The sequence below is a fragment of the Prevotella sp. tc2-28 genome (genome assembly GCF_900107705.1).
In the GTDB taxonomy this organism is placed as follows: Bacteria; Bacteroidota; Bacteroidia; order Bacteroidales; family Bacteroidaceae; genus Prevotella.
Map to the genome: position 1 here is coordinate 1 of NZ_FNRE01000019.1, position 25,879 is coordinate 25,879.

The following is a 25,879-nucleotide window of genomic DNA, read 5'->3' on the forward strand; positions in this document are numbered from 1 at the left end:
GGCACACTGACGGGAATGCGCAAATGGCAAACCCGCAAGCCCGTCACCATCGACGGCGAGCAACGCTACACCGACTGGGAGGACGTGGAACTGAGCGGCACGTTCACGGGAACATGGCAGCTGAGATACTGGAGTCCCGAGGGCAACAGCGGCGAGAAGCGCAACTGCCTGCAACTGACCGCCACCTACGACGATGCCGGGCGCGACTACATGGCCTACTCCTGCGCCCTCACCTTCGCCTACGCCGACGCCACCACCCTCCGCATCCAAGGCTATTACGTCAAAGCCCCCGACGGCTGGATCAACTACCAGCGCGGGGAGACCGAACCAATTTTCTGAAAACATTTTATCACACGATGAACCAAGCAAAACTTCTCTTTCTCCTGATTGCCACCCTCGCATTCGCCTCTTGTCGTCCAACGGCACGGCAGGCGGTGGCAGATGTGGCACAGCCGACGGACAACACCGAGGCTGCGACCAGTGCAGACACCCTGCGCCTCGTCATCATCGACAAAAGCATCTCGCGAAGCGACTCTGTGGTGCAGGCGAGGATCATCAATCCCAACGACTACGATGTGAACTACGGACAGGAGTACACCATCGAACGCGAGACTGACGGCCACTGGCAGCAAGTTCCATTCCCCAAGAACTTCGGCTTCGCCTCCGTCCTGAGCACCGTAGCCGCCCACGGCTCCGCCACCGTCTATGGCCATATCGGCCTGCTCCACCTCACGCCCGGCCACTACCGCCTGACGAAACAGATAGACGGCCGCACCCTCTCCGACGACTTCTACATCCCCGGCACCATCACCTTCCCCACACCTGTCTATAGGTAAGAAGATAATACGACCTATTTCTATAGGAAGTAGAAGGATAACACGAAAAAACCGTGTCTTTCCGTAGTAACTACGGCGAGACACGGGCTTTCGTTGAAATACAGTAATAGAGGCATAAAGCAATATAATAATAAATATGCACATAAATATGGAAATACGCCAATACAATGATATTGCTATATGCAACTATAATATATATATGTATTAATAGGAAATAGTTACTGAATATTTGAATAGTTTGAATTTTAATTTTAAATTATCTTAATTTTAGACCAATTATTGTTTGATATTTCAAAATATTCTATACCTTTGCATACAAAAATATGGAAATATTGCAATAAGATAATAAGTATTCAAATATTTAAGGTATGAAAACAAAGATTATTTCGGTCGCCAACCACAAGGGAGGCGTAGGTAAAACAACAACGGTTGCAAGTGTCGGTTCCATCCTTGCTGCTAAGGGACACAGTGTGTTGCTTGTGGATTTGGATGCCCAGTCGAACCTGACCAGTAGCCTAATGAAAGGGGAGGCCGACACTTCCATCTATTCGGCACTGTTGGGTAAGAGTGAGATGCCCATTATTCCGTTGAGTGAAAATCTGTTCTTGGTTCCAGCTACGCTTCAGTTGGCAATGGCCGACTTGGAACTGGCCTCGGCTATGGCCAGGGAGCGACTGTTGGCAGAGTTGCTGGAGAAGGTGTCTGGCAAGTTTGAGTATATTCTGATAGACTGTCCGCCATCGTTGGGACTGCTGACGCTGAATGCCTTTACGGCCAGTACTGACATCATCATCCCACTGGTGGCCGAAGTACTGCCGTTCAAAGGGCTGGCCATGATCAACAACTTCATTGTGATGGTGCGCCGTCGGCTGAATCCGAATGCGCATATCTCTGGTATTCTGATAACACGATGGGAGTCAACAAAGCTTGGTAGGGGTGTGGAAAAGCAACTGCGCGACTCCCTGGGAAAGACAGTGTATCAGACAAAGATCCGCAAGAATGTGAGTCTGGCAGAGGCACCTTACGAGGCCCAGGACATCGTGACCTATGCACCCAAAAGCAATGGGGCGCAGGACTATCTGGCATTTGCCGAGGAACTGATTGAGAGTATGAACCATTAAAACGATAAGTAGGATGAAAAAAGAGTTTGATATGAGCGACCTCGTGGAGAACCTGACGAGTGAGCCGGAGGTGGAAACGGGACGTAGAGTGAGAACAGGCTCCAAGGCAAAGAAGCAGATGGAGCATGTGTGTACGCTGATTGAGTCGGGCCAGATGGCGAAGGTGAGGGCGATTGCCGAGCGTGAGGGTATTGCGCTGAAAGACATCTTCGCTGCAGGGCTGAACATGGCCATCAGCAACTACGAGCAGAAGAACGGTGAGATCAGAGTGAAGAAAGCCAAACGGGGTAATGCCAGCGCGGTGTTCGGCATGGAGGACGAGGCATGAGCAGAAAGGAACTGGCGGTCATCCCGACAAAGAACAAGGACATCGTGACCTCGTTTGTCTATACCTGGGCGCGGCAAAAGGAGATGTCGATTCTGGAGCAGCGCGTGGTGTTGCGTATCATGGAGTATGCCTCGAATCATCTGAAGGGTATCAAATTGAAAGACCATCTGCACAAGATTGACTTGGGGCTGTTTAACGTGACCATCACCATGCCTGCCTCTGATGTGCTCTTCAACACGAAGATGAAGCACCACGACATCGAGAAGGCTCTGTATGCACTGCGCAGCCGGTCGTTTGAGTACAAGGATGAGAACCGCTATACGGTGTGCGGATTCATCAACAATGCGACGTATGTGTATCGGTCGGGGATGATTACGGTGGAGGTGGATAACCGTATCTGGGATGTGCTGTCGGACTTCTCGCTTGGCTTCAAGCGTTTTGAGTTGAACAAGGCGTTGGCACTGCCTACATCGTCGGCTCTGCAGTTCTACATGATTATGAGCGGACAGGAAAGGCCGTTTCGCCTTAGTATTGCGGAACTGAAGAGCTGGCTGGGCATACCTGCAGAGAAGTATCGGAAGGACGGAAAAGACCGTATTGACCACTTGGAGGAACGGGTACTGAGGCCTGTGAAGCGGATGCTCGACGAGACGTGTCCCTATACGTTCACCTACGAGAAACTGCGCGAGAATCCGAACAATTGCAAGAGTCCTGTAGTGGGATTTGAGCTGATGCCCGTCTATCAAGAGAAGTTCAGAGACCAAGAATTGGAGAGGGTACATCTGACAGCCAAGGTCTCGTTAGGCTTCATATCTCCACAGGTGACGAACTACATGAAGCAGCAGATGGGCTTCGACAGAAATAGTTTGAGTCCACACAAAGAACTGCTGATAAAGGCAGTAAAGCTGTTGCCTGACGTGTTGGGAACATTGGAGGACATCCAAGGTCGCAGAAGGAAAAAGAGCGGTGAGGTAATGGGCATCGGCTGGGTGATTCAAGCCATCAGAGGTGAGGTAGAGAAGGCTGAAAAGGATAGTAAGAAATCGGCCAGAAAAGGCGAATAATCCTTACTTTGTTGGCTGGTAGTCAATAAGTTAGCGGCTCGTCGAGCTTAGATGCTTGGCGGGCTACTTTCGTTTTGGGGTCATACCAAAGGTATGAAGAATCCCCACACATTAAAACTTGTTCGCGGGCGCGAATCCCCACACTTTAAAACTTACTTTCTGCGGGGGCGCGAGGGCCTGAAAAACCGTGAATCATAACGATATTTTTTATTAATCAATTCTTGGAAAGCAATTTTTGACCTTCGGCATGCCTGTTATTGGCATGGACTATTATTATGCTCTATCGGATTGGCGGAAATGGCGTTGAATCAGGCCGTTTGTGATACCGAATCCCCACACTTTAAAACCGAATCCCCACACTTTAAAACCGTCAGAAGAGTGGCATATCCCACAAGTTAAAACCGAATCCCCACACTTTAAAACTTGGTGCGGGAACTCGGTAAATGCCTGTGAATGAGTCATTTCTTCTTGGATTTAGTGGTCTTACCCTTAGTTTCGGCAGTTTCCTCCTTGGCTTCGTGCTTACGAGGAACGGCCTTTGCCTTGACATCCATCGGAGTAGGCTCCAGATCGAACACGCGGTCTATCAGCTTGTAGTTGTTCTCGTTGATAATCGAGAAATCCTTGGTGATATAGACATCGGCAATGTCGTAGCTGCCTACATGGTTGAGGGCTTCATCGACATCACTCTTACTGAACTTCATCATGTTTCGGGATAGGGTGGCGAAGGTGTGGCGGGCCTGATAAAATTGCAGTCCTGGCATGTGCAGATCATCGCCAATAGCTTTCAATCCGACATTGAGTGAACGATTGAAATCCTCTGGATGCTTGAAGCGATCATGGAATTTGAATACATAGCCACCAGTGCCTTTCCATTTGGCCATGAGGCTCTTGATGAACGGATGCACCCGGACTTCAATATACGCTTCATCACTTCGGCGGTCTTTGGTCTTAGTGCGGTTATACTTCATGATGCCATGCTCCAGTTTCTTCACGTTGTAGAGGTCAACCGAGTTCATGCCCATCAGGCAGAACGAAAGAATAAAGCAGTCGTGCGCCAGCAGTTTGCGCCCTGCTCCCTCTGGCTTATAGTTCACAACCTTCATGAAATCCTCCAGACTCAAAGCCCTCACACCTTTCTTCATCACCTGTCTTGGAGCCTTGTAACGCTGAAAGGGGTCGGTTTTGATAACCGTCTCGTCATCGGTATTGTACTCAATCATCGCCTCACGGAAAAGATGACGAATGAGGCCAATATACATCGACTTGGCTCTGGGACGATCTTTGAGATAGACCTCAAAATCTTTGAGGAAGCGAACATTGATGTCCTGAAAGAGGAGACTGCGCCTACCATTGAACGCTTCAAGCGTGTTCAACATACATCTGTAGTTCTTCGCGCTCTTGATGGTTGATCGAGTCAGCCATTCCTCAGTGAAAGTAAAGAAGTCCAGCGTCTTGACTTCCTGCTTCTTGATAATCTGACTTGTGATGAAATCACCGTCTGTTGTTTCTGCATTCACGGAGGCTTGTTCAACTGCCTCCAGATTGTCCTCAAACTCATTTCTGAGCTTTTCAACAATTCTTGCTTTTGCAGGAGACTTAATTCTGCCAGTCTCTTTCGAATACTCAGACTCAGCTAGCTTTACGCCGGTCTTAACTCTGCGTCTAGATTTTCCCTGTCTAACCAGGAGATAAACCTCTCTTGTGTTCTTGGAAGATACCTTCCCTAATTCAATTGCAATAGTGGCCATAACTTTAACTTTTTAATTGTTATTATCATGTACCGTCCTTGCGTATTTTCAATCCTGACACCGCTGTGTCATATTACATTTTTGTTTTGCGTCACTCGAACTCTTACTGCGTCAATTTTGTAAGAATTTCGAAAAATACCGTTCCTTACGTACCCCCTGAAATTTTTGCGGCTATTTTGCGGCTATTTTCAGATTTTTGAGCCATTTTGCGGCTATTTTGCGGCTATTTTCGGCTCAAATTTGGCTCTCATTTCCAAAAATGGAAACCAACTTTCTGGGCATAAAAAATCGGGAACTCCGTTTATTTACTGGAGATTCCCGCTTTTTGAAGGGAGGGTGCCCGGTGGGACTCGAACCCACGACATTCAGAACCACAATCTGACGCTCTAACCAACTGAACTACGGGCACCATCGAATGTTGCTTTCTAAAAGCGAGTGCAAAGGTACGGGTTTTATTTGAGATAACCAAATAAATCCCGTACTTTTTTTGATTTACCTATTAATTAGCTGGCTGAGCAGGAGCTGCAGGGGCTTCTGCGGCGGGTTTTTCAGCAGCGGGAGCAGCTTCCTTAGCGGGAGCAGCAGCGTCCTTCTGCTGGCTAGCACCGAAGCCAGGCAAATTGTTGGGGTTGGTAACAGGGTTCTCGATGTTCTCCATTACAGAGCTGTCGACGGTTGCGGTGGGTGCTACCCAGGCACAGACGATGCTGATGGCGACCATAGCAGCAGCGAGGCCCCATGTGGCTTTCTCGATGAAGTCGGTGGTCTTGCGGACACCGGCTACCTGGTTGTAGCCTGCAAAACTTGATGACAGACCGCCACCTTTTGACTCTTGAATCAGCACGATACCGATCATCAGTATGGCTGCAATCACGATAAGAATTACAAATAATGTGTACATGTTACTTTTTAATTTTTGTTTTTGTTGTTTATTATTAATTTTTCTAAGAATCTCATTTGGTCGGCGAAGTAGGTGTTCTTCTGCGGATACTTCAGACTGAGCCGTGCAATGATGTCGTGTGCTTTCTGATAGCGTCCTTGTTTGATGTAGATACGTGCGAGTGTCTCGGTGAAGTATTCTTCTTCTTCTTCGCCATCGTTTTCGTCGTTAGGAACATCCTCTTCGGGGGTGTCCAATGGAATATCACTGAGCAGGATGCGTCCCTGTTCTTGTTCCAGGAAATTGTCGATGAGGCTTTGTCCTCTCATCTTTGGTGCCTGCTGCTTGGTGTCTTGCTCGTCGGCTTCACATTGCAGGAGGTAGGCTACATAGTCGACGGTTGCGTCGGCAGGAGTAGGCTTACGCTTGGCTTCTTTCTTCTCGTCATTCTCGACTGGAATGGTTTCGAGGAAGTTGTCGATGAGGTCGACGGTGCGGTTTGGATTGCCTGTCGACGGTGTCGATGTGTGCTGTGATTTGCGCAACGTGTAGTGTGCCGCCTCGACGATATTGAAGATGGTCTTGCGGTCGGTGATATAAATGGCGGCTCGTCGCAGTTCTTCGTCGAACGAAGGGTCGTGCAGCAGATAGAGGTTCTGGAGCATGAGCAGGCGTGCCGTCTGGTAATAGGGATGGAGGGCCAGCGTGGAACGCAACTCGAACAGCGTATCGCGGTCAAGTCGTTCCGGGTGGTTGATGAGTGTTGTTATTTCCATATCCCTATTTTTGATTATTGCTATTGTTTTTTCTCTCTCAGTTACCAGTTGGCAACGGTGGCGTTGAATATCTGGTCGCAGAGTTCTTTGCACATCTGTGTGACGAGTTCTTCCTGTACGGAGTTGAGCGAGCGGGTTGTCTCGTAACTGGCCTGGGCCGTAAACTGGCGCTCGAAGTCTTCCGAGTGGTTGGTGTTGTTGGTGAAACGCACGTTGACGGTCATGGATAGTTCCGTTTGTGCGGAGTAGCCTTCGGCACTTACCGACTTGTTACGTTGTTGGTATTGCGTTATCTCGCCTTCCAGTTTCAGGTCGCCATTACGTTTGACCTGACTAAGTCGGGTGTGGTTGGCAAAGTGGTCTTTCAGCTCGTTGTTGAAGAGTGGTCCCATAGGTCCCCAGACATAGCTGGAACGAATGGGGAAGTCGGCTATCTGAATGGTCTTGGTCTTGGTATAGTCGATGCTGGCTCCGTTGAACTTATAGCTGACGGAACAGGCTGCCAAAAGCAGGGTGGCTGCCAGGCAGAGACCAAGGAGTAGCTTATTTGTCTTTATCGAGTCCATATTGCTTCAATCTTCTGTAGAGTGTGCGGTCACTGATGCCCAGTTCCTGAGCTGCTTTCTTGCGGTTGCCGGCATTGCGCTCAAGAGCTTTCTCAAGTGCTTGACGGCTCCAGTCGCTGACGTTGAGGTTCTCTAGTTCGTGTTCCGGCTCAATATATTCCTCTGCAACGGCATCCTCCATCGTGGAGTTGATGGGCTGGATGGGCTGGATGGGAGCCAGTTGTGATGTGGGAAGTGGTGCCGACTGATGTCCGGTTCCCTGTACGTCCTCTATTTGTTTCTTGAGTGTGCTCATCTCACGTCGCATGTCGTTGACATTGGATCGTAGTTCGAAGAGTATCTTATAGAGTATCTCGCGCTCGTTCTCAAAGGTGTGGTCGCCCTCGTTATGGATGGTGGCCAGTTGGGTGGTTTCCTGATTCTGGGGGATGAACCGTGCCAGGATTTCAGGAGTGATGAGGCGCTCGGTGCTTAGTACGGAGAGCTGTTCGGTGATGCTTTTCAGTTGTCGGATATTGCCCGGCCATTTGTAGCGCATAAGCATCTGTTTGGCTTCGTCGCTGAGCACGACTTTGTCCATACGGTATTTCTCTGCCATCTGCATGGCGAAGAGGCGGAACAGCAATACGATGTCCTCGCCACGTTCGCGCAATGGGGGCATCTGTATCTGTACTTGGTTCAGACGGTAATAGAGGTCTTCACGGAAGCGTCCTTCGCTAATGGCTTTTTGGATGTTGACATTAGTGGCTGCTACTACGCGGACGTCGGTCTTGCGTACCTCAGTGGCACCCACGGGGATGTACTCGCCGTTCTCCAATACACGAAGCAGTCGGGCCTGTGTGGCCATAGGTAGCTCACCGACCTCGTCGAGAAAGAGTGTTCCCTTGTTGGCAGCTCCGAAATAGCCTTGTGAATCGCCGATGGCTCCGGTGAAGGAGCCCTTGACATGTCCGAACAGTTCGCTATCGATAGTACCCTCGGGGATGGCTCCGCAGTTGATGGCGAAGTACTTCTCACGGCGTCTTGGTGAGTTGTCGTGCACGAGGCGTGGTAGGATGTCTTTGCCGACACCGCTTTCTCCGATGATGAGAACACTAAGGTCTATCGGCGCCACCTTGAGAGCGACGTCGAGCGCGTTATTCAATGCCTCGCAGTTGCCTACGATATTGTAACGCTGTTTGATGTTCTGCAGTTCGGAAGTTTTCATATTTGCAGTCTTTAGCCCGCAAAGGTACAATAAAAATCTGACATAATGGCATATATTGGCAGAAATTTATTTTTCTGCCTCTGTTTTCTTGTTTGCCTCTTTGTCTTTCTTGAACATATCTTTGGGTTTGGCAAAGCGTGCTTTGTCGCCATCTTCGCGTTTCTCGTGGAAAAGCTTGGGCAGTGGGTTCTGCAAAGGCTCGTCGTAGTCCTGACGATTGCGGAACACGTCGATGGCTGTATAGATAGCCTGACGCATGGAGTTTTCGTCGGCAATACCCTTGCCTGCAATGTCGTAAGCCGTTCCGTGGTCTGGCGAGGTGCGAACGATGGGCAGGCCGGCAGTGTAGTTGACACCACTCTCGAGGGCAATGGTCTTGAAGGGTGCCAGTCCTTGGTCGTGGTACATAGCCAGCACACCGTCGAATTTGTCGTAGGTGCCTGAGCCAAAGAACCCATCGGCAGCATAGGGACCGAAAGCCTGAATGCCCTTGTCGGCGAGTTCTTCGATAGCGGGGGTGATGACGGCCTTCTCCTCGGAGCCAAGCAGACCGTCGTCGCCGGCATGTGGATTCAACGAAAGCACGGCAATACGTGGACAGGAAATGCGGAAATCGCGCTTGAGTGCCTGATGGAATATGGTAGCTTTCTCGATGATGGACTCCTTGGTAATAGCCGTGGCAATATCCTTGACGGGCAGATGGGTAGTTACCAATGCCACGCGGAGTGTCTCGTTCATGAGAATCATAAGGGCTTTTTTGCCGTCTCCCACGCTGGTTTCAATGTACTCGGTGTGTCCGGGAAAATGGAATGACGGACTCTGGATGGTAGCCTTGTTAATGGGGGCTGTAACGAGTACGTCGTACAAGCCTTTACGGAAGTCTGTCATGGCACGGTCGAGTGCGACGAGTGCTGCTTGTCCGGCTTCTTGTGAGGGCTGTCCTATTTCCACCTTGATATCTTCGTCGAAGCAATTGAGTAGGTTCACACGTCCGTCTCGGGCCTCCTCTGCGTTGTTGATGGTGGAGAAGTTGGTCTCCAGATTGAGTGTTTTGCGATGGTAGGCTGCAATCTTGGACGAGCCATAAATGATAGGTGTGCAAAGTTCGAGCATCTCAGGGGCAGCAAAGACCTTGAGGATGACTTCGTAACCGACACCATTGGTATCTCCTTGTGTGATAGCCACACGAATCTTTTGTTCTTGTTCCATTGTATTGATGTTATTAATTTTTTAATTATGGGGCAAATGGGGCAAATGGGGCTGATGGGACTGATTGCTTTGGCGGGCAGTGCTGAGCAATCCGCACGCCGCAAAGATGTCTTGTCCGCGACTGGCACGGATGGTTGTCGTGATGCCGTGATGTGTCAAATAGTCGCGCAGGGCTTCCATTCGTTTCTCGTCAGAAGCGGGTAGGTCGACACCGGGTATTTCGTGGAACCTGATGAGGTTGACGCGGCATTCCAGTCCTTCTAGTAGACGGACAATCTCGCGAGCGAATGCCGGAGAGTCGTTCATACCACCGAAGCAGATGTATTCGAACGAGCATCGGCGTTGGTGGGTGAAGTCGTATTGGCGAAGCAGGTCGATGGTCTCTTGCAGCGGCATGGCTTTTTCGGCAGGCATGAGACTTAATCGTTGCTCGTGGAGTGGTGAGTGCATGGAGATGGCTACATGGCAAGGACTCTCATCGAGGAACCTTTTGAGCTTCCCGCGAACACCGACGGAGCTTACCGTGATGCGCTTCGGGCTCCAAGCAAATCCCCAGTCGGCAGTCATGATTTTGCAGACTCCCAAGACGGCATCAAGGTTATCCATTGGCTCGCCTTGTCCCATAAAGACGATGTTCGTAAGTTGCTCTATCTCAGGCAATGCGATAATTTGATTCAAGATGTCTGCGACCGTTAGATTGCCGTTCCATCCCTGCTTGCCAGTCTGACAGAAGAGGCAGTTCATCTTGCATCCTACCTGGCATGAGACACAAAGAGTGGCACGGTCGTGGTCAGGGATAAACACCGTCTCGACGAAGAGTTGGCCATTATCAGCCTCAACGGGAAAAAGGTATTTGATGGTACCGTCAACGGAGCGTTGGCAGTCGATGGGAGGCATGGTGCCCACCTCGTATTGCTCAGCCAATAACGCACGGTTTTGCTTGGAGAGATTGGTCATCTCGTCAATCGTGTTGACGTGCTTGACATAGAGCCATTGGGCTATCTGCCTTGCCGTAAAGGCAGGCATACCTAAACTGCCGACAACAGCTTTTAGTTCCGTTGGTGTCAGTCCCAAAAGTCTTTTTTTTTGCGCATTCATGCTGCAAAGGTACAAATTTCCTCCGAATATTGCGGTCATTTGGTTGGTTTTTTGTATCTTTGCACCTAATTAATTTATTATATAGCATGAAACAAAGTATTGACTGCTTTTTAGCATGTAATACACCAACTGAACTGGAATCCCTTGTTGCCCATCTGCGTACCAACAGTGATGTAAAACATGTGTTCCTGTTGGTGAATGAGGATATCGCTAAGAACCAAGAACCCTTGAACGGATGCACTTTCCTGGTAACGGAGACGCTGACTGGTACCGACCTTGTGATGAAAATAGCCGAGCATACAGTGTCAGAATATGTGTTGCTCTGTCTGAAACCCCAACCGTTGACGCTGGGTAGTACAGCTCTGAGCCGGTTGTTGTTGGTGGCAGGCGACTCCGGTGCCGCAATGGTGTATAGTGACCGATACACGATGGAACATGGTGAGCGCAAGGCTCACCCAGTCATTGACTATCAAGACGGATCGCTGCGTGACGACTTTGACTTTGGCAGTCTGTGGTTGGTGCGCACGACATTGCTGCATAAGTATGCGACGAGCGAACGTGAACGCGACTACCAATATGCCGGGCTCTACGACCTGCGCCTGTTCCTGAGCCGTGAGGGACAAATCTTGCATCTGAATGAATACCTCTATACCGAGGAAGAAACCGATCTTCGCGCCTCGGGAGTGAAGCAGTTTGACTACGTGAACCCAGCCAATCGTGCCGTACAGATAGAGATGGAACAAGCCTGCACCGCACATCTGCATGAGGTGAACGCACTGGTCGACACGTCCCAGTACGGTGAGGTGGACTTCGCTGAACAGGAGTTTGACATGGAGGCCTCGGTGGTCATCCCCGTTTTCAATCGTGCCAAGACTGTGCGTGATGCTGTGGAGAGTGCCTTGTCGCAACAAACCACCTTCAAATACAACGTCATCGTCGTAGACAACCACTCAACGGACGGCACTACTGATATCTTGCATGAGCTGGCTCAGAAGGATAATCGTCTCGTGCATATCGTGCCTGAGCGCACTGATTTGGGTATCGGCGGATGCTGGAACATGGCCATCAACAGTCAGCAGTGTGGACGCTTTGCCGTGCAGTTGGATTCTGATGATTTATACTCTTCCCCCAAGACCTTGCAGACCATCGTTGATGCCTTTTATGAACAGAAGGCAGCTATGATGATTGGCTCGTACCGCATGTGTGACTTCGAGTTGAATACGCTTCCTCCAGGACTGATAGACCATAAGGAATGGACCGACGAGAACGGACCCAATAATGCACTGAGGATTAACGGTCTCGGTGCTCCAAGAGCTTTCTTTACTCCGTTGCTCAGACAGGTGCAGTTCCCCAATACTTCCTATGGAGAAGACTATGCCCTTGGACTGATGTTCTCTCGCCGCTACCGTATCGGCCGCATTTTCACCGAATTGTATCTCTGTCGTCGTTGGGGAGGCAACTCCGACGCAGCCCTGTCGGTAGAAAAGATTAATGCCAATAACCTGTATAAAGACCGTTTGCGCACATTGGAGCTGCATGCCCGTCAACAGATGGTGCAGGGTAGGGCCGACGTGATGAGCGAATCACCACTGATGCGCTTCTTCCATCGTCAGTTGCAGACATGGGAAGATGTGCGCCAACGCTATCGTGAACTGGAAGATGTGGAGACGCGCGAGCTGATGACTGACGACATTGCGATGGCGGTGCAGTGGAATCCTGCCCGTATTCGTTCTACGGGAGCCAAGATCGATGCCAAATCGATTGCCGAGCGTCCGTGTTTCCTTTGTGCCAAGAACCGTCCGAAAGAACAGATGCACCGCGTGGTAGACCGTGCCTATGAGTTGCTGGTCAACCCGTTCCCCATATTGCCCGTACACATAACGCTGCCAACGCTGGCCCACCAGCCGCAGCGCATATTGCCCATGATAGGCGAACTGCTGCACTTGGCACGCCGCAATCGTGACCTTACCATATTATATAATGGTCCACGATGCGGGGCATCAGCCCCCGACCATGCCCATCTGCAGGCCGTGAGCAGCGGCGAGTTGCCTTTGCAACGCTCTTGGCAGCGACTCAGTAGAAATCTCGTCGAAGTGTATAAGTGTGAGGACGACGAAGGCATCTGGCACATTGCTGGCTATCCCGCCGCCGCATTGGTTATCAAGGGCCATAGCGTAGAACGATGCGAACAGCTGTTCAAGTTGCTGTACCGCTGTCTGCCTCCCTCGGAAGACCATACCGAGCCGATGATGAATGTCATTGCATGGAGCAGCGGCGACGATTTGCTGTGTGTAGTGTTGCCTCGTAAGAAACATCGTCCTGACTGCTATACCGCTACAGGCGATGCACAATACATCATCAGTCCGGGAGCTGTTGACATGGGTGGTCTGATTATCACCCCACGTGAAGAAGACTTCCGACGCCTGACCCCCGAAGTTGTGACCGGCATCTATCGCGAGGTTTCCGTCAGCGAGGAGCAGTTGCAGGACATCATCAAGCGCATTAAGACCGATGGCTTGAAGTCGCAGGCGGCTCATGCGAAGGAGGAACAGCCCATGGTGACCGTCGGCATTGTGAGTGGTCAGAAGATACAGTTCTCATTGAACGGCGCCTACACCGCCAAGGGTGAGACCATCAAGGGCGATCAGACCGTAGAATTCTCGGAGGGTGGCATCCTGTGGAATGGTAACCAGTACCGTGAACTGACGTTTGCGCCCCAGTCGAGCCAGTCGTCATTCTCGCTCTACGACGTTACTATCGGTGTCAACTTCCATTGGGAGCGCAAGGAGACGCAGGTCTTCCTGGGCACGCTGAAACTTGTGGTTGAGGCCGATAAGATAACCGCCATCAACGAATTACCTGTGGAACTGTATCTGGCGAGTGTCATTTCCAGTGAGATGAAGGCTACTGCAGGGCTGGAGTTGCTGAAGGCTCATGCAGTCATCTCCCGCTCATGGCTGTTGGCGCAGATACGTCGCCGCAAGGACAACCAAGAGCAGAAGAACGGTTTCTTCTCGTTTGTCAAGAAGGATGACGAGATGATTCGCTGGTACGACCGTGAGGACCATACCATCTTCGACGTGTGTGCCGACGACCATTGCCAGCGATACCAAGGCATCACTAAGCAGACGAGTCCGGCTGTCGAGCAGGCGCTGAAAGCCACACGCGGCCAGATTCTGTGCTATGGTGACGAGATTTGCGACGCCCGCTTCTCGAAGTGCTGCGGCGGCGTGACCGAGGAATTCCAGTATTGCTGGGAAGATACGCCGAAGCCCTATCTGGTATCCGTTGCCGACCCGTTCTGCAATACCAACGACAAGGCCGTGCTGTCGCAAGTGCTCAATGATTACGACCAGGAGACCAACGACTTCTACCGCTGGACGGTGGAGTATACGACCGACGAACTGTCACGACTCGTCAGTGAGAAGCTGAAGGAAGACTTCGGTCAGATTACCGACCTCATTCCGTTGGAGCGTGGCAAGAGCGGCCGTATCTGGAAGCTCAAGATTGTGGGTACGAAGAAGACACTGACCATTGGCAAGGAACTGGAAATCCGTCGTGCGCTCAGCGAGAGTCACCTCTACAGCTCGGCGTTCGACGTGGAGAAGACCGCTACGGGCTTCCGTCTCCATGGCAAGGGCTGGGGCCACGGTGTTGGTCTCTGTCAGATTGGTGCCGCCGTGATGGGTCAGCAAGGCTATAATTATGAACAAATTCTGCTTCACTACTATCGTGGAGCTGAAATCAAACGTATCTATTAAATGAAACAAAGAAATCCGTGGGCTTGGGTGCCCACACTTTACATTGCCGAAGGATTGCCCAACGTCGTTGTGATGACCGTTGCGGTAGTGATGTACATGCAGTTAGGACTTACCGACACCGAGATTGCGCTCTATACGGGATGGCTCGGTCTGCCTTGGGTCATCAAGCCCCTGTGGAGTCCGTTCGTCGACCTCTACCGGACGAAGCGCTGGTGGGTCATCAGTATGCAGTTGTTGTTAGGATCGTCGCTTGCCGGCGTGGGATTCACGCTGAATGCGCCGTTCTGGTTCCAGGGCTCGATGGCCTTCTTCTTCCTGATGGCCTTCTCGAGTGCCACGCACGACATTGCAGCCGACGGCTACTACATGCTTGAGCTCGACGACCACCAGCAGGTGTGGTTTGTGGGCATCCGCAACACGTTCTACCGTCTGGCCGTCATCTTCGGAAACGGTGTGCTGATACCTGCAGCTGGCATGTTGCAATTGATGTTCCGCGACCAGAAAGCCTTCACGTGGAGCCTGGTGTTCTACGGTATGGCGGCGCTGTTCATCGGCATCTGGCTGTATCATGTGTATGTCATGCCACACTCTGCTGCCGACCAGCGTCACAACACCAGCGCCCATGAAGTGGCCACCGGTATTGTGACCGCCTTCCGCACCTTTTTCCAGAAGTTGCCGCCGAAGGAGATGATGTATGCCATGCTCTTCCTGTTGTTCTACCGTTTCCCCGAGGCACTGCTTGGCAAGATGAGCGTGACGTTCCTGATGCGCCCGAACTCGGCAGGCGGCCTGGGACTGTCGCCTCAGGAGTTCGGACTGGCCAGTGGCACGATTGGTGTCATCGGCTTGACGTTAGGCGGCATCCTTGGCGGACTGCTGGCAGGTCGCGACGGTTTCAAGCGCTGGCTGTGGCCGATGGTGTGTGCCATCACGCTGCCCGACATCGTCTATGTCTACATGAGCTATGCCATGCCCGACAACCTGGTGCTCATCAGTTCGTGCATCTTCATCGAGCAGTTCGGCTATGGTTTAGGCTTTACCGCGCTGACGCTCTACATGCTGTATTTCTCGAAGGGCGATTTCCAGACGTCGCACTATGCGTTCTGCACGGCGTTCTCCTACCTCGGCCTGATGCTTCCGGGCATGCTGTCGGGATGGATGAAGGACCAGCTGGGTTACAATGCTTTCTTCATCATGGTCATGTTCCTTTGCGCCATCACGTTCGCCGTGACAGCCTTTATCAAGGTTGACCCTGAGTTCGGCAAGAAGCAGGACGAGAGCGGGGAGCCGACAGCGGCATAAGGTGTCTATACGTATCGAGGCGGCAGGATTTCACAATCGTGCCGCCTCATGCTTTGATGATAGTATTAATAATGGAAAAGAAATCATTTTGTTCCTTAACGCGATGTAAAAGTAAGGTTTTTTCCTGACATGGCAATGACTTTTCCTGTTTTTTTACGTTTTTTGCATGAAAAAACTACAAAATCCCCTTGAAATAGGAAATTCCCTATGCCAAATTAGGAAATATCTCTTGTCAATTGAGGGGAAATGCCGTACCTTTGCAACATCAAAAACAATTAAACGATACGACTATGAAGAAGATTTTCACTTTCCTCGCTTTGTCAGTCATTGCACTGACCACCTTTACCAGTTGCGACCGCGATGCCTACGAGGCCAACACGCTCAACGGCCAGTGGAGCGGATATATCAGCGCTTACTATGTGGACCGTTGGGGACTGGTGGGTTCCGACTACCGTACCACCATCAATTTCGCTCAGCGTGACACCTATGGCGGCACCGGTTACGAGGTGGACTACGATTTGAACGACCCTTACGGCAGCTATTACTATTCGCCGATAGAGTGGGAGGTCAACCGCGGCGTTATCCGCATCTATTATCCGTACGACGACTATTATGTTGAGATTTACGACTACCAGTTGAATTCCAGCTATTTCCGTGGTTTTATGTACGACGGCACGCGCCGCGACATCGAGTTCTCGCTGGCTTACGACGGCAATTTCAACTGGGATCCCTACCGTGGTGGCAGCTACTGGGGGCGCCGTGCCGCCGGTGCTGACGATGACGCTGCCGTCAATGGCGAGCGTGTGGCCCGGGGTGCCTTTGCGAAGGTGCTAAATGCCCAGTCCGCCGCTGAATGAGGCGTCGACGGCTTTCGACTGAAGGATTCGCGAATGGGGGGGAACATCATGGGTGAGCCAGATGTTTCCTCCTATTGTTGAGTGGTGGCCGATGGTGATGCGGCCCAGGATGGAGGCGTTGCTGTAGACGGTGACGTAGTCTTCGAGTATGGGGTGTCGCGGCACGTTGAGCATGTTGCCGTCGGCGTCGTATTTGAAGCTCTTTGCGCCGAGTGTCACGCCCTGGTATAGTGTGACGTGGTTGCCGATGATGGTGGTTTCGCCGATGACGACGCCTGTGCCGTGGTCGATGGCGAAGTACTCGCCGATTTGTGCGCCGGGGTGTATGTCGATGCCGGTCTTTGAGTGTGCCAGTTCGGTGATGATGCGCGGTATGACGGGCACTTTCAGCTCGTGCAGCTTGTGGGCCATGCGGTAGTGCGTCATGGTGTTCATGCTGGGGTAGCAGAAGATGACTTCGCCGTAGTTGGGTGCCGCGGGGTCGTTGTCGAACATGGCCTGCACGTCGGTGTATAGGAGTCGCTTGATTTCGGGCAGCGCGTCGATGAACGCCATGGTGAGCCGCCCGGCCTCGCGGTAGACGTCGTCGCGCGTCTGTATGCACTCGCAGTCTTCACAGAACTGCAGTCCGTGGGCTATCTGCTTGGTCAGGAGCCGCACCAGTTCCTGCATGTGTACGCCGATGTAGTACGATCGGATGTCCTCGTCGGGCTGTCGTTTGTTGAAGTAGTCGGGGAAGATGATGTTCTTCACCAGCGTGACGATTTGCTTCACTTTCTCCACCGACGGCAGGGGTGCCTCGGTCTGCGGCATCATGCCGCGCTCGTGGTCGCCCATGACGGAGAGCAGCCTGACGTTCTTCAGCAGTATTTCGTTCTTGTTGTCCATAATGTGTTCGTTTTTTTGTTTTTGAATGCGCAAATTTACGAATATCTCATAAAAGGCGGGGCATATTTCCCGGTCTTTAACTTTTTTTTTCCTATAAAAATCGACCACTCGGTGCGCCGAGTGGTCCAAAAAAGACGTTGGCACGACCACTCGGTGCGCCGAGTACCGCAAAAAAGTCGTTGGCACGACCACTCGGTGCGCCGAGTACTCGCAAAAAAGTCGTTGGCACGACCACTCGGTGCGCCGAGTGATGCTCCCAATGTCTTTTTCTGGCCACTCGGGCGTCGAGTGATGGCCACAAAGTCTTTATCTCCTGCAAAACTGTGCATAGGGACAGCTGCGGCAGAGGGTGGCGTCGTCCGTGGGGCGGAAGTCGACGGCGGGGTTGAACAGCTCGTCGACGGTCTGGGCCAGCAGCTCGTTGAAGCGCTCGGAGTATCGCGCCACGTCGGTGATGAGCTCCTTGCCCAACTTCAGCGTCGGGTCGTAGTCGGCGGCACCGGCATGCTGGATGAACAGCAGGGCGGGCGAGACGGCCTTGCGGCGCTGGCGGCTGACGATGTCGGCATAGAGGATGGTCTGCAGGTAGTAGTCGCTGTGGTTGTGAACCTGCGCGGGGTCGAAGATGGCATCCACGTCGGCCATGGCCTTCAGCCGGCTGCCGCCCGTCTTGTAGTCGACCACGCGGATGCGCTCCTGCGGCGTGCCCTCGCCAACCAGGTCGAGCCGGTCGATGCGCCCGCCGATGCGCCTGCCGCCGATTTGGTCGTAGACGTCGCACTCCAGCCCCAGGATGGTGAACGGTGCCAGCCGGCGGTCAATCTCAAGCAGTTGCCTGAGATAGTGGATGATGACCTCGCGGTTGATGATGTGCAGTCCGCCAGCCGGCATGTCGGGCAACTGGCGGTGGAACGCCTCGTCAACGGCGCGCTCTATCTCCACCTTCGACTTCAGCAGATGCGCCAGCACGTCGTCCGTCACGCGGCTGGGCAACTGGTGGTAGATGATGTCGGCAGCCTCGTGGAACACGTTGCCGAACACGCGGTTGTCCAGCTCCTGCTCGTCATCGGGCACTTCCGGTTCCAGTACGCCAGCCACGTAGCGGTAGTAGAACTGCAGCTGGCAGCGCAAGTAGCGGTTGATGGCCGACGGGCTCAGCGTCTGCAGGCCGCTGTTCATCAGTGACATGACGCGCTCCGTCTTGCTCACGGCCACGGGCACCCAGCGCTCGGTCTGCTTGCCGGCCTGCAGCGTGTGCTGCGTGATGCGGTGCCCGCTCTCCACCATCATCTGCAGCATGAACCGGCTCATCTCGCCGCGCTGACCGTCCTCCGTCGAGTTGTTGTACAGCACGGTCACGTCGCCGGCGCGCTGCAGCAAACGGTGGAAATAGTAGGCGTAGATGCTCACCTTGTTCTCGACGGTGGTCAGCTGGTAAGCCTGACGGATGCTGTGCGGGATGAAAGAGCTGTCGTTCACACCCTTGGGCATGTTGCCCTCGTTGCACGACAGCAGCAGCACGTGGTCGAAGTCAAGGTTGCGCGTCTCCAGCACACCCATGATCTGCACACCCTCGGCAGGCTCGCCGTGGAAGGGGATGCTGGACTGCTGCATCAGTTGCACCGTCAGCCGCTGCAGCGTCTGGTCGCTCACCACGAGGTCCCCGCTGACGATGAGGCCGTCGAGCCTGTTGACCAGCGTGTAGGCCCTGAACAGCGACTCCTGGAACAGCGGGTCGTCGCTCTCGGCACCGCCCTGGCGCGCTATCTCCTTGAGCATCTGTAGCAGCGGCGCACCGTCGTCGCTGACGAAACGGGCGTAGGGATGGCGGTGGAAGGCGCGCAACAGACGCGCCGAGCGGCCGCCAACCACCAGGTCGTAGTATCGCTGGATGAACGACGCCACGGGGGTCTGCCACAGCGGATAGCCCGTGGTGACGTTCACCTTCTCCACCTCGTCGGGCAGACAGTGAATCACCGTGGGCAGCAGGCCCTCGTTGCACAGCACGATGGCGGTGCGGCGCCCGTCCTCGTAGCGGCGGTTCTCGCGCAGCCAGTTGCTGACGTAGCGGGCCTGGATGTGCTCCGTGGGCGCCGCCATGTACCGCACCGTCTTCGGTTGGCGGAACTGTCGGTAGATGTCGTCGTCGGTGATGTCCAGCTCGTTGGGGAAAGCCCCCAGATACTGGCTGATATACCGGCCGGCCTCATGCTCACCCATGTAGTAGTGGTCGAAGTCCCAGTAGAAGCGGGCCTTCCCCTCGCGCTGCAGGTGGCTGAACAGTTGCTGTTCCACACGCTGCACCAGGTTGAAGCCCACGAACAGGTAGCGGTCGTAGGGAAACGCGACGCTGCCGGCATCGGTCAGCCGGCTGCACACCTCGCGGTAGAGCGCACCCTCGTAGGCCAGTCCCTGCTCGCGCAGCCTACTGTTGAATTCGTGGTAGATGTCGGCAAAGCGGCTCCACAGTCTGAGGAAACGCTCCTTCAGCTCCGACTCGTGCTCGTCGGTGAAGTGGCTGAAGAAGCGGCGCAGCAGCTGCCGCTGCTCGTCGGTGAGGTAGCTCAGGTCGTCCAGCTCGTGGATGTCGCGCAGGTTGGCAAACACCTTGTCGGCGTCGGCCATGTTCTTGTCGATGTCGTCGAAGTCGCTGATGAGCAGCTGACCCCAGCCGTAGAACTTGTCGAGCGACTCATCCGAACCCGTCTGCTCGCAGAACGACCGGTGCAGGTCGCACACCAGCTTCACCGGGTCGGCAACATCGAGCGTACTCTGCTGCCGGAACAGTTCGCTGATGGTGATATACGCCGGACTCCACAGCGGCTCCTTTGCCGTGCGTGCCAGCCACTCGTTCAGAAACAGCGACGCGCGCTTGTTGGGGAATACCACCACCGTGCGCGACAGGTCAGTGCCATACTTGCCGATAATATCCTCGGCCACATATCTCAGAAATTCCTTCATAGTCTTATATTCTCACCTCTCACCTCTTCAATCTTATTACTATACACATACCACAGCCACCCCGTCACACCTGGCATGCCCATACGCCGCAGCAACTGCATATACCCGCCGACCTGCTCGATGTACTCAGCCTTCGGACTGCCAAACTTGAAGTCGATGACGCGCGTCTCGGTGCCGTCGGTGATCACACGGTCCGGACGGCGCTCAACCACCTGGCCGTCAGCATCGGTCTGCAGGATGGTGCATTCGTTGAACACCTGCCAACGGTCGCTGTACCATTCGCTCACACGAGCGTCCTCCAGTCGCTTGCGAATCATGGACGTCAGTCGCTCGCTGGTCACGTCGTCATTGTATAGAATACCCTCCGACTGCATCTGCTGCAGGGCGCGCGGGATGTCGGCGCTGGTGCGGATGTGCGAGAATACCTCGTGGAGCACGCTGCCCATCTTGATGTAGCTCAGCGGTGCACCCTCCTCGTCGTCACCCTCGATGAACTCGCGGCTGCGGTTGCTCTGGCGGAACTCCGTCTTCACCGTGAAGCTCTCCATGCTGACAGGGACGGGCGTCGATGACTGCAGGAACACATTGTCCGTCGGCGCACCGGACTCCTTAGCCGCCTTCAGCGCAATGCCTTCCGCGTCGCCATATTCAAACACGATGGCTGCGTTCTCGTCCTCCATGCCGCTCACCACGCTGCCGTCGAGCGTCAGCGCGGGCAGCACGCTCTCGATGAGTGCCGACCGCGTCTTCGTGTTGCGTTGTCCTATAACATATAATGTGTGTACGGCACGGGTGAAGGCCACATAGAGCAGGTTCAGGTTGTCCACCGTGTTCTGCAGGTGCTCGTCCTTGTAGTCGTGCTCGTAGATGGTGCCCATCATCTGCTTCTCGCTGTAGTCGATGGGCGCAATGGGCAGCGCGTCGAACGGCGCCTCGTGGGGTTCGCACCACAGGATGTCGGGCATCTCAAGGCGCCAGTCGCAGAAGGGAATCAGCACGTGGCGGAACTCCAGTCCCTTCGACTTGTGTATCGTCAGGATGCGCACCCCGCCGGACTCGTCGCTCTGGATGGTCTTCCCGCTGATGGTCGATTCCCACTCGCGGACAAAGGCGTCGATATCGGTGGAATAGTCTTGCGTAAACTGGTTCAGCTGGTCGTAGAATGCGCAGAGATACGCACTCTGGTCGTTCAGGCGCTGCAAATCGAAGATGGCGTACAGACGCTCGGCCAATTCGTAGAGCGGCAACTGCAGAAGCTCCGTAGTCTGTCCGGTAAACGCGGCAGGCAGCAGGTCGTCCAAGGGTTGGTCGCGTATCAGCAAATCCTCTTCGGCACGCGTGTCGCCCAGCACCGAACGGTGATATAGCTTGGCGAGCGTGGCCTTGGCCAGAAGGTCGTCGGGATGGGTCAGCAGGTGCATGGCCTGTATCAGCAGACAGACGGAAACGGACGCGTCGAGGCGGAAGGCTTCGTCGCTGACTATACGGACGTCAGGCAAGTGGGCGGCCATGTAGTCGGCTATCTGAGGGATGAGCTTGTTGCTGCGCACAAGGATGGCTATGTCGCCCGGCGCAGCACCGCAGGCCAGCAGACTGCCTATCTCGTCGGCCAGACGCTCGAAGGTCGCCTCACGGTAGCCGTCGGCAGGCAACAGCTCGATGCTGACGCGACCCGCCGACTTGCGCTTGGCAGGCACTTGTTGCTCCACGTCGGCGTAGGCATGGCGCAACTGGTCGGCACCCGACGGGTTCTCTTCGCTCAGCCGTTCGTACTCCTGGCGCGCGGCCTCGGTAAAGAAGGCGTTGTTGAACAGGATGATGTTGCGCTCGGAACGGTAGTTGGTCTCCAGGGGCTTCACGGTGACCATCTCCTCAGCGTTTGCAAACTCGCGGTCGATGGCGTTGAGCAGTCGCCAGTCGCCCGAGCGCCAGCGGTAGATGCTCTGCTTCACGTCGCCCACGATGAGGTTTTCGGATTGCTGGTGGCTCATGCATTCCTGCAGCAGCAACTTGAAGTTCTGCCACTGCACCGTGCTGGTGTCCTGGAATTCGTCAATCATGATATACTCCAGCTGAGTGCCTATCTTCTCGAAGATAAAGGGGGAGTCGCTGTCGCTGATAAGTGCATGCAACAGCTGCTGCGTGTCGCTGAGCAGGAAGCGGTTGGACTCGTCGTTCAATTGGCGAACCTTCTGCTCGATGCTGTCCAGCAGGCGCAACTGGCTGAGGTGGCGCAGCGTCAGGTCGGCCGACTGGTACAGCCGGTATTGGCGGGGGCGCTCGTCGATGGCATAGCGCAGTATCGGCATCAGGGTTGTCTCGGCCAGCATGTGTATCTGCTCGGCGTGCTCGCTCTTCTTGCCGTACCATTTCGTCGGGTCGCCCATGCAGTCGAGGGCGCGCTTGCCCACGGAACCCTCGTCCATCTGCCCGTTGCGCAACTTCAGGAAGAAACTGGCCACGCCTGTCTTACCGTAGTTCAGGTCGTCGACCGTCAGCCTTTCGCCGTCGAGGGCGTCGAAGAACGTCTCGGCAATCTCCTGCATCCGTTCACGGGCATCCTTGCGTATCTGGCGCAACTGCTCACTATAGGCCTCGATGAAGCCGGCTGTGCCTATCTTCTCCTTGAGCGACTGGCTATGTTCCTTATAATAATCGCGGAAGATGGTCTTGCCGAACTGCTTCACCTGTCCGATGATGTTCCATGAGCGGTCGTCGCTAATCTTTTCCATGATGTAGCTCAGCAGCCACTGCAGCATCACATCTGTATGGGTGAGCGAGTCGATCAACTGGTCGACGGCTTGTTCTTCCACCTGTGTGTCGTTTAACCCGATGCGCAGGTTGGCCGTCAAATCCAGTTCGCGGGCAAGGTTGCGCAGCACACTTTGGAAGAAGGAGTCTATCGTCTCCACGCGGAAGTAGTTGTAGTTGTGAAGCAGCAGATGCAGGGCTTCTCCTGCACGGCGGCTGACCATCTGGGCGTCGAAACTGGTGTCTGCCATGATGCGCTGGAGGTAACTCTCGGAATCGGGCAACCCTTTCCATACGCCATAGAGTTGCGACAGAATGCGCATCTTCATTTCCTCCGTCGCCTTGTTGGTGAACGTCACGGCGAGGATGTGGCGGTAGTTCATCGGGTTTTCTACAAGTAATTTGATGTATTGAGTGGCCAGTGTGAAAGTCTTTCCGCTTCCGGCACTGGCCTTGTAAACAGTGAGGGGTTTTACCATCTTCTGAATAGTTCTATAGTGAATTTGCAACCGAAGCCTTGATGCCTGCCTCCGAGGAAATTGGCGAAAAAGCCGGTGGATAGATATCGTGTCTTGAAACCGTAGCCCAGTTCGTAGTAGGCACGGTGATGCTCAATGGAGAGTGCGCTGAGGTAGAGACGCTCGGTCTCCACGATGCGGCCAATGAGGGGTATCCAGGTGAGCGCGAGGAGAGGTGACTCGAACGAGAGATGTCCGCGGAGGTAGTAGTTGGATTCGTTGTACCAGCGGGAGTCCAGCAGTTGGAACTGACCGGTCCAGTCGTCGTCCCAACCGGTGGCAAGGTTGTTGTCGCGGAAGTTGGCGAAATCGACGAAGTAGTCGGTACTGCGCTGTGTGTAGAAACCTGTGCCAACACGCATGTTTAACAAGCGCATGGTCTTCAGCTTCTGCTTGTAGGACATGTCAAACTCCCAGCGCTCGTAGTCAAGATTTGATTGGAAGGCACCCTTCATACCGCGCTCGTAGTTGGCGGTAAGCGTTGGACCTCTGTCCTGCCACGGCTTGAAGTGAAGTGTGAGCAGTGGGGCAAAGCTTCGGTATTCATCGGGGAATCCTATGGAGCGCATCAAATCTCTGTCTTTTGAACGACGAAGGTGATACACCAAACCTGTCATAATCTCTACCCAATCGAAGGCTTCCACGTTGTTCACCAACTGAACATACTCGTCGCGGAACTCGGGAACCTCGAAGTTGGGACCCATCTTCGCTTGGATGTCTTCTACAAGCGAGGCGTGATTGATTCGGTTGCCGTTGGCCCAGGTAATCTCCGCATAGCCGTTGCGCTTGGGATTGTATGTCATGCGCAAAGGGGTGATGTAGTAGAACATCTTCTGTTTGAAGTTGTAACCCATTTTGGGATTTAGCGTTAGATATCGGTGCGTGTTGAAGTTATACTGCAGACCGATGTCCAGTTTGTAGGCGAAACCGCGGTTGCCGCTGTAGCTGAAGTAGAGCGGATTGAACAGTGGTGAGATACGCATCGACGCAGGGCCGGCATCGGCATAGGTCGAGTTGATGAGGTTGTAGCCAATTTTCTCCCATAGGAAGTCGACGATACTGCTGTGGTGCTCAGTGGTGTCAGCTTCTGCGTTTATGGTTTTCTCCTCGTTCTTGCGCTGTTCCTGGTCATAGATCTCCTCTTCTTGCAATGTTAGCGGAGTGGGACGAAGCGTCTTCATCATCTCCAAATCTTCGACATTCTCAACTGAATCGGGTAGTGTAGTCGGACAATTATAGAACGCACGTGTCATCGCACTGATGTTATTGCCGAGAAATTTGAATTTGGCTTCTGTGACGCATCGGTCGGGAAGCACAATGTTCTCGGCGGTCATATCCATTGCAGCTGTTACATTGAATGATATCATGTCGAACTCACCTTCAAAGGATACGGAGTTGATACGCCCGCTCTCGAGGTCGACAAATGCTCGCCCCTTGACAAGTTGCGTATTGTTCGTGCGTGGACGGAAGCGGACAATGAACAATGAATTGGTGATGGGGATGATGCGGTATTTGTAGAAGAAGCGATTCCCGTAATAAAAAGGGGAAAGCATCTTGTCGGGATAGAGCGTCTCATCGTACAGGTTGGGTGTCATGTATTGTAGCATGGTGGGCATGACGGTCCTGTTATGCGGGATTGTACTGCTGAACACCTGACGGCTAAGGTCGTACTGGAAGGCGTCGCGAAATTTCATCTTATAGTATGACTCGACGACGAACTGCCTTTCTCCTTTGGCAATGCTATACATCGTGGGGACGAGGAACAGGGTGGGGTTGCGACGGTTGGTCTTGAACGTACATGCCACATATACGTTACGCTGAACACCATTGGTGACCAATCGATGTTCCTTGGCGTAGTTCCATATACGGAAAAGCACTAAGGAGTCAACGGACGTATCGCGTGAAAAACAAATGCCAGGCATGGAAATCAACATGCCCAGCATCAGTAATATGATGTGTAGCTTTTGTTTCACGCCCCCAAAATTACAAATAATTTTCGGAGCTG

General features: G+C 53.5%; 19 protein-coding genes and 1 tRNA gene. 8 read left to right on the forward strand and 12 right to left on the reverse strand.

Translation table 11 applies throughout. The annotated features are described in order from the left end of the window. The 5 genes from BLU47_RS14900 to BLU47_RS13375 form a co-directional block, all read left to right on the forward strand. On the forward strand, nucleotides 1-339 hold a 339-nt coding region (locus tag BLU47_RS14900; protein ID WP_218131551.1), incomplete at its 5' end, for a hypothetical protein. 17 nt (nucleotides 340-356) lie between these two features. After that, nucleotides 357-836 (forward strand): immunoglobulin-like domain-containing protein, encoded by a 480-nt coding sequence (locus BLU47_RS13360; protein ID WP_091963856.1) that lies wholly within the window; start codon nucleotides 357-359, stop codon nucleotides 834-836. A 368-nt stretch (nucleotides 837-1,204) separates the two neighbouring features. Next, on the forward strand, nucleotides 1,205-1,957 hold the full coding sequence (locus tag BLU47_RS13365; RefSeq protein WP_091963859.1) for a ParA family protein: 753 nt from the start codon (nucleotides 1,205-1,207) through the stop codon (nucleotides 1,955-1,957). Nucleotides 1,958-1,970: 13 nt separating this feature from the next. Next, the gene (locus BLU47_RS13370) at nucleotides 1,971-2,285 is read left to right on the forward strand and encodes a hypothetical protein (protein ID WP_091963861.1); all 315 of its coding nucleotides are present in this window, start codon (nucleotides 1,971-1,973) and stop codon (nucleotides 2,283-2,285) included. After that, complete coding sequence (locus BLU47_RS13375; protein ID WP_091963864.1) at nucleotides 2,282-3,349, forward strand: replication initiation protein; 1,068 nt, start codon at nucleotides 2,282-2,284, stop codon at nucleotides 3,347-3,349. The genes BLU47_RS13370 and BLU47_RS13375 overlap by 4 nt, the downstream gene beginning before the upstream one ends. A gap of 458 nt (nucleotides 3,350-3,807) precedes the next feature. Here the strand turns inward: BLU47_RS13375 and BLU47_RS13380 are convergent, their stop codons facing one another. The 8 genes from BLU47_RS13380 to rlmN all read right to left on the reverse strand — a co-directional run bounded on the left by BLU47_RS13380 (nucleotide 3,808) and on the right by rlmN (nucleotide 10,836). After that, the gene (locus BLU47_RS13380; RefSeq protein ID WP_091963869.1) at nucleotides 3,808-5,100 is read right to left on the reverse strand and encodes a site-specific integrase; all 1,293 of its coding nucleotides are present in this window, start codon (nucleotides 5,098-5,100) and stop codon (nucleotides 3,808-3,810) included. A 335-nt stretch (nucleotides 5,101-5,435) separates the two neighbouring features. Continuing rightward, nucleotides 5,436-5,509 (reverse strand) — tRNA-His (locus BLU47_RS13385). A gap of 90 nt (nucleotides 5,510-5,599) precedes the next feature. Continuing rightward, entirely contained in the window at nucleotides 5,600-6,001 is a 402-nt protein-coding gene (secG, locus tag BLU47_RS13390) for a preprotein translocase subunit SecG (RefSeq protein ID WP_091963874.1), read from the reverse strand. Between the two features lie 8 nt (nucleotides 6,002-6,009). Beyond that, nucleotides 6,010-6,756 carry a hypothetical protein gene (locus BLU47_RS13395; protein WP_091963878.1) on the reverse strand — a complete coding sequence of 249 codons (747 nt, stop codon included), beginning with the start codon at nucleotides 6,754-6,756 and terminating at the stop codon, nucleotides 6,010-6,012. 41 nt (nucleotides 6,757-6,797) lie between these two features. Next, complete coding sequence (locus BLU47_RS13400) at nucleotides 6,798-7,322, reverse strand: LptE family protein (RefSeq protein WP_091963883.1); 525 nt, start codon at nucleotides 7,320-7,322, stop codon at nucleotides 6,798-6,800. Beyond that, nucleotides 7,300-8,529 carry a sigma-54 interaction domain-containing protein gene (locus BLU47_RS13405; RefSeq protein ID WP_091963887.1) on the reverse strand — a complete coding sequence of 410 codons (1,230 nt, stop codon included), beginning with the start codon at nucleotides 8,527-8,529 and terminating at the stop codon, nucleotides 7,300-7,302. Before BLU47_RS13405 ends, BLU47_RS13400 begins: the two co-directional genes overlap by 23 nt. A 66-nt stretch (nucleotides 8,530-8,595) precedes the next feature. Then, the gene (gene pdxA, locus BLU47_RS13410; RefSeq protein ID WP_091963890.1) at nucleotides 8,596-9,738 is read right to left on the reverse strand and encodes a 4-hydroxythreonine-4-phosphate dehydrogenase PdxA; all 1,143 of its coding nucleotides are present in this window, start codon (nucleotides 9,736-9,738) and stop codon (nucleotides 8,596-8,598) included. Nucleotides 9,739-9,759: 21 nt separating this feature from the next. Further along, nucleotides 9,760-10,836: a dual-specificity RNA methyltransferase RlmN gene (gene rlmN, locus BLU47_RS13415; RefSeq protein WP_091963893.1), complete on the reverse strand. Its 1,077-nt coding sequence runs from the start codon at nucleotides 10,834-10,836 to the stop codon at nucleotides 9,760-9,762. Between the two features lie 86 nt (nucleotides 10,837-10,922). Here rlmN and BLU47_RS13420 point away from each other — a divergent pair, with 86 nt between their 5' ends. From BLU47_RS13420 to BLU47_RS13430, 3 genes are all read left to right on the forward strand, one after another. Next, complete coding sequence (locus tag BLU47_RS13420; RefSeq protein ID WP_091963896.1) at nucleotides 10,923-14,597, forward strand: DUF4922 domain-containing protein; 3,675 nt, start codon at nucleotides 10,923-10,925, stop codon at nucleotides 14,595-14,597. After that, nucleotides 14,598-15,899, forward strand: a complete 1,302-nt coding sequence (locus BLU47_RS13425; protein ID WP_091963903.1) for an MFS transporter — start codon at nucleotides 14,598-14,600, stop codon at nucleotides 15,897-15,899. A 290-nt stretch (nucleotides 15,900-16,189) separates the two neighbouring features. Beyond that, nucleotides 16,190-16,756: a hypothetical protein gene (locus tag BLU47_RS13430; RefSeq protein WP_091963910.1), complete on the forward strand. Its 567-nt coding sequence runs from the start codon at nucleotides 16,190-16,192 to the stop codon at nucleotides 16,754-16,756. Here the strand turns inward: BLU47_RS13430 and BLU47_RS13435 are convergent. From BLU47_RS13435 to BLU47_RS13450, 4 genes are all read right to left on the reverse strand, one after another. Beyond that, nucleotides 16,730-17,644 (reverse strand): serine O-acetyltransferase, encoded by a 915-nt coding sequence (locus tag BLU47_RS13435; RefSeq protein WP_091963915.1) that lies wholly within the window; start codon nucleotides 17,642-17,644, stop codon nucleotides 16,730-16,732. The two genes, BLU47_RS13430 and BLU47_RS13435, sit on opposite strands and share 27 nt — an antisense overlap. 306 nt (nucleotides 17,645-17,950) lie before the next feature. Next, entirely contained in the window at nucleotides 17,951-20,605 is a 2,655-nt protein-coding gene (locus BLU47_RS13440; RefSeq protein ID WP_091963918.1) for a PD-(D/E)XK nuclease family protein, read from the reverse strand. Next, a complete protein-coding gene (locus BLU47_RS13445) occupies nucleotides 20,602-23,835 on the reverse strand; it encodes a UvrD-helicase domain-containing protein (protein ID WP_091963921.1) in 3,234 nt (1,077 codons plus the stop codon). The genes BLU47_RS13440 and BLU47_RS13445 overlap by 4 nt, the downstream gene beginning before the upstream one ends. Then, complete coding sequence (locus tag BLU47_RS13450) at nucleotides 23,829-25,847, reverse strand: DUF5686 family protein (RefSeq protein WP_091963924.1); 2,019 nt, start codon at nucleotides 25,845-25,847, stop codon at nucleotides 23,829-23,831. The genes BLU47_RS13445 and BLU47_RS13450 overlap by 7 nt, the downstream gene beginning before the upstream one ends. Between the last annotated feature and the right edge of the window lie 32 nt (nucleotides 25,848-25,879).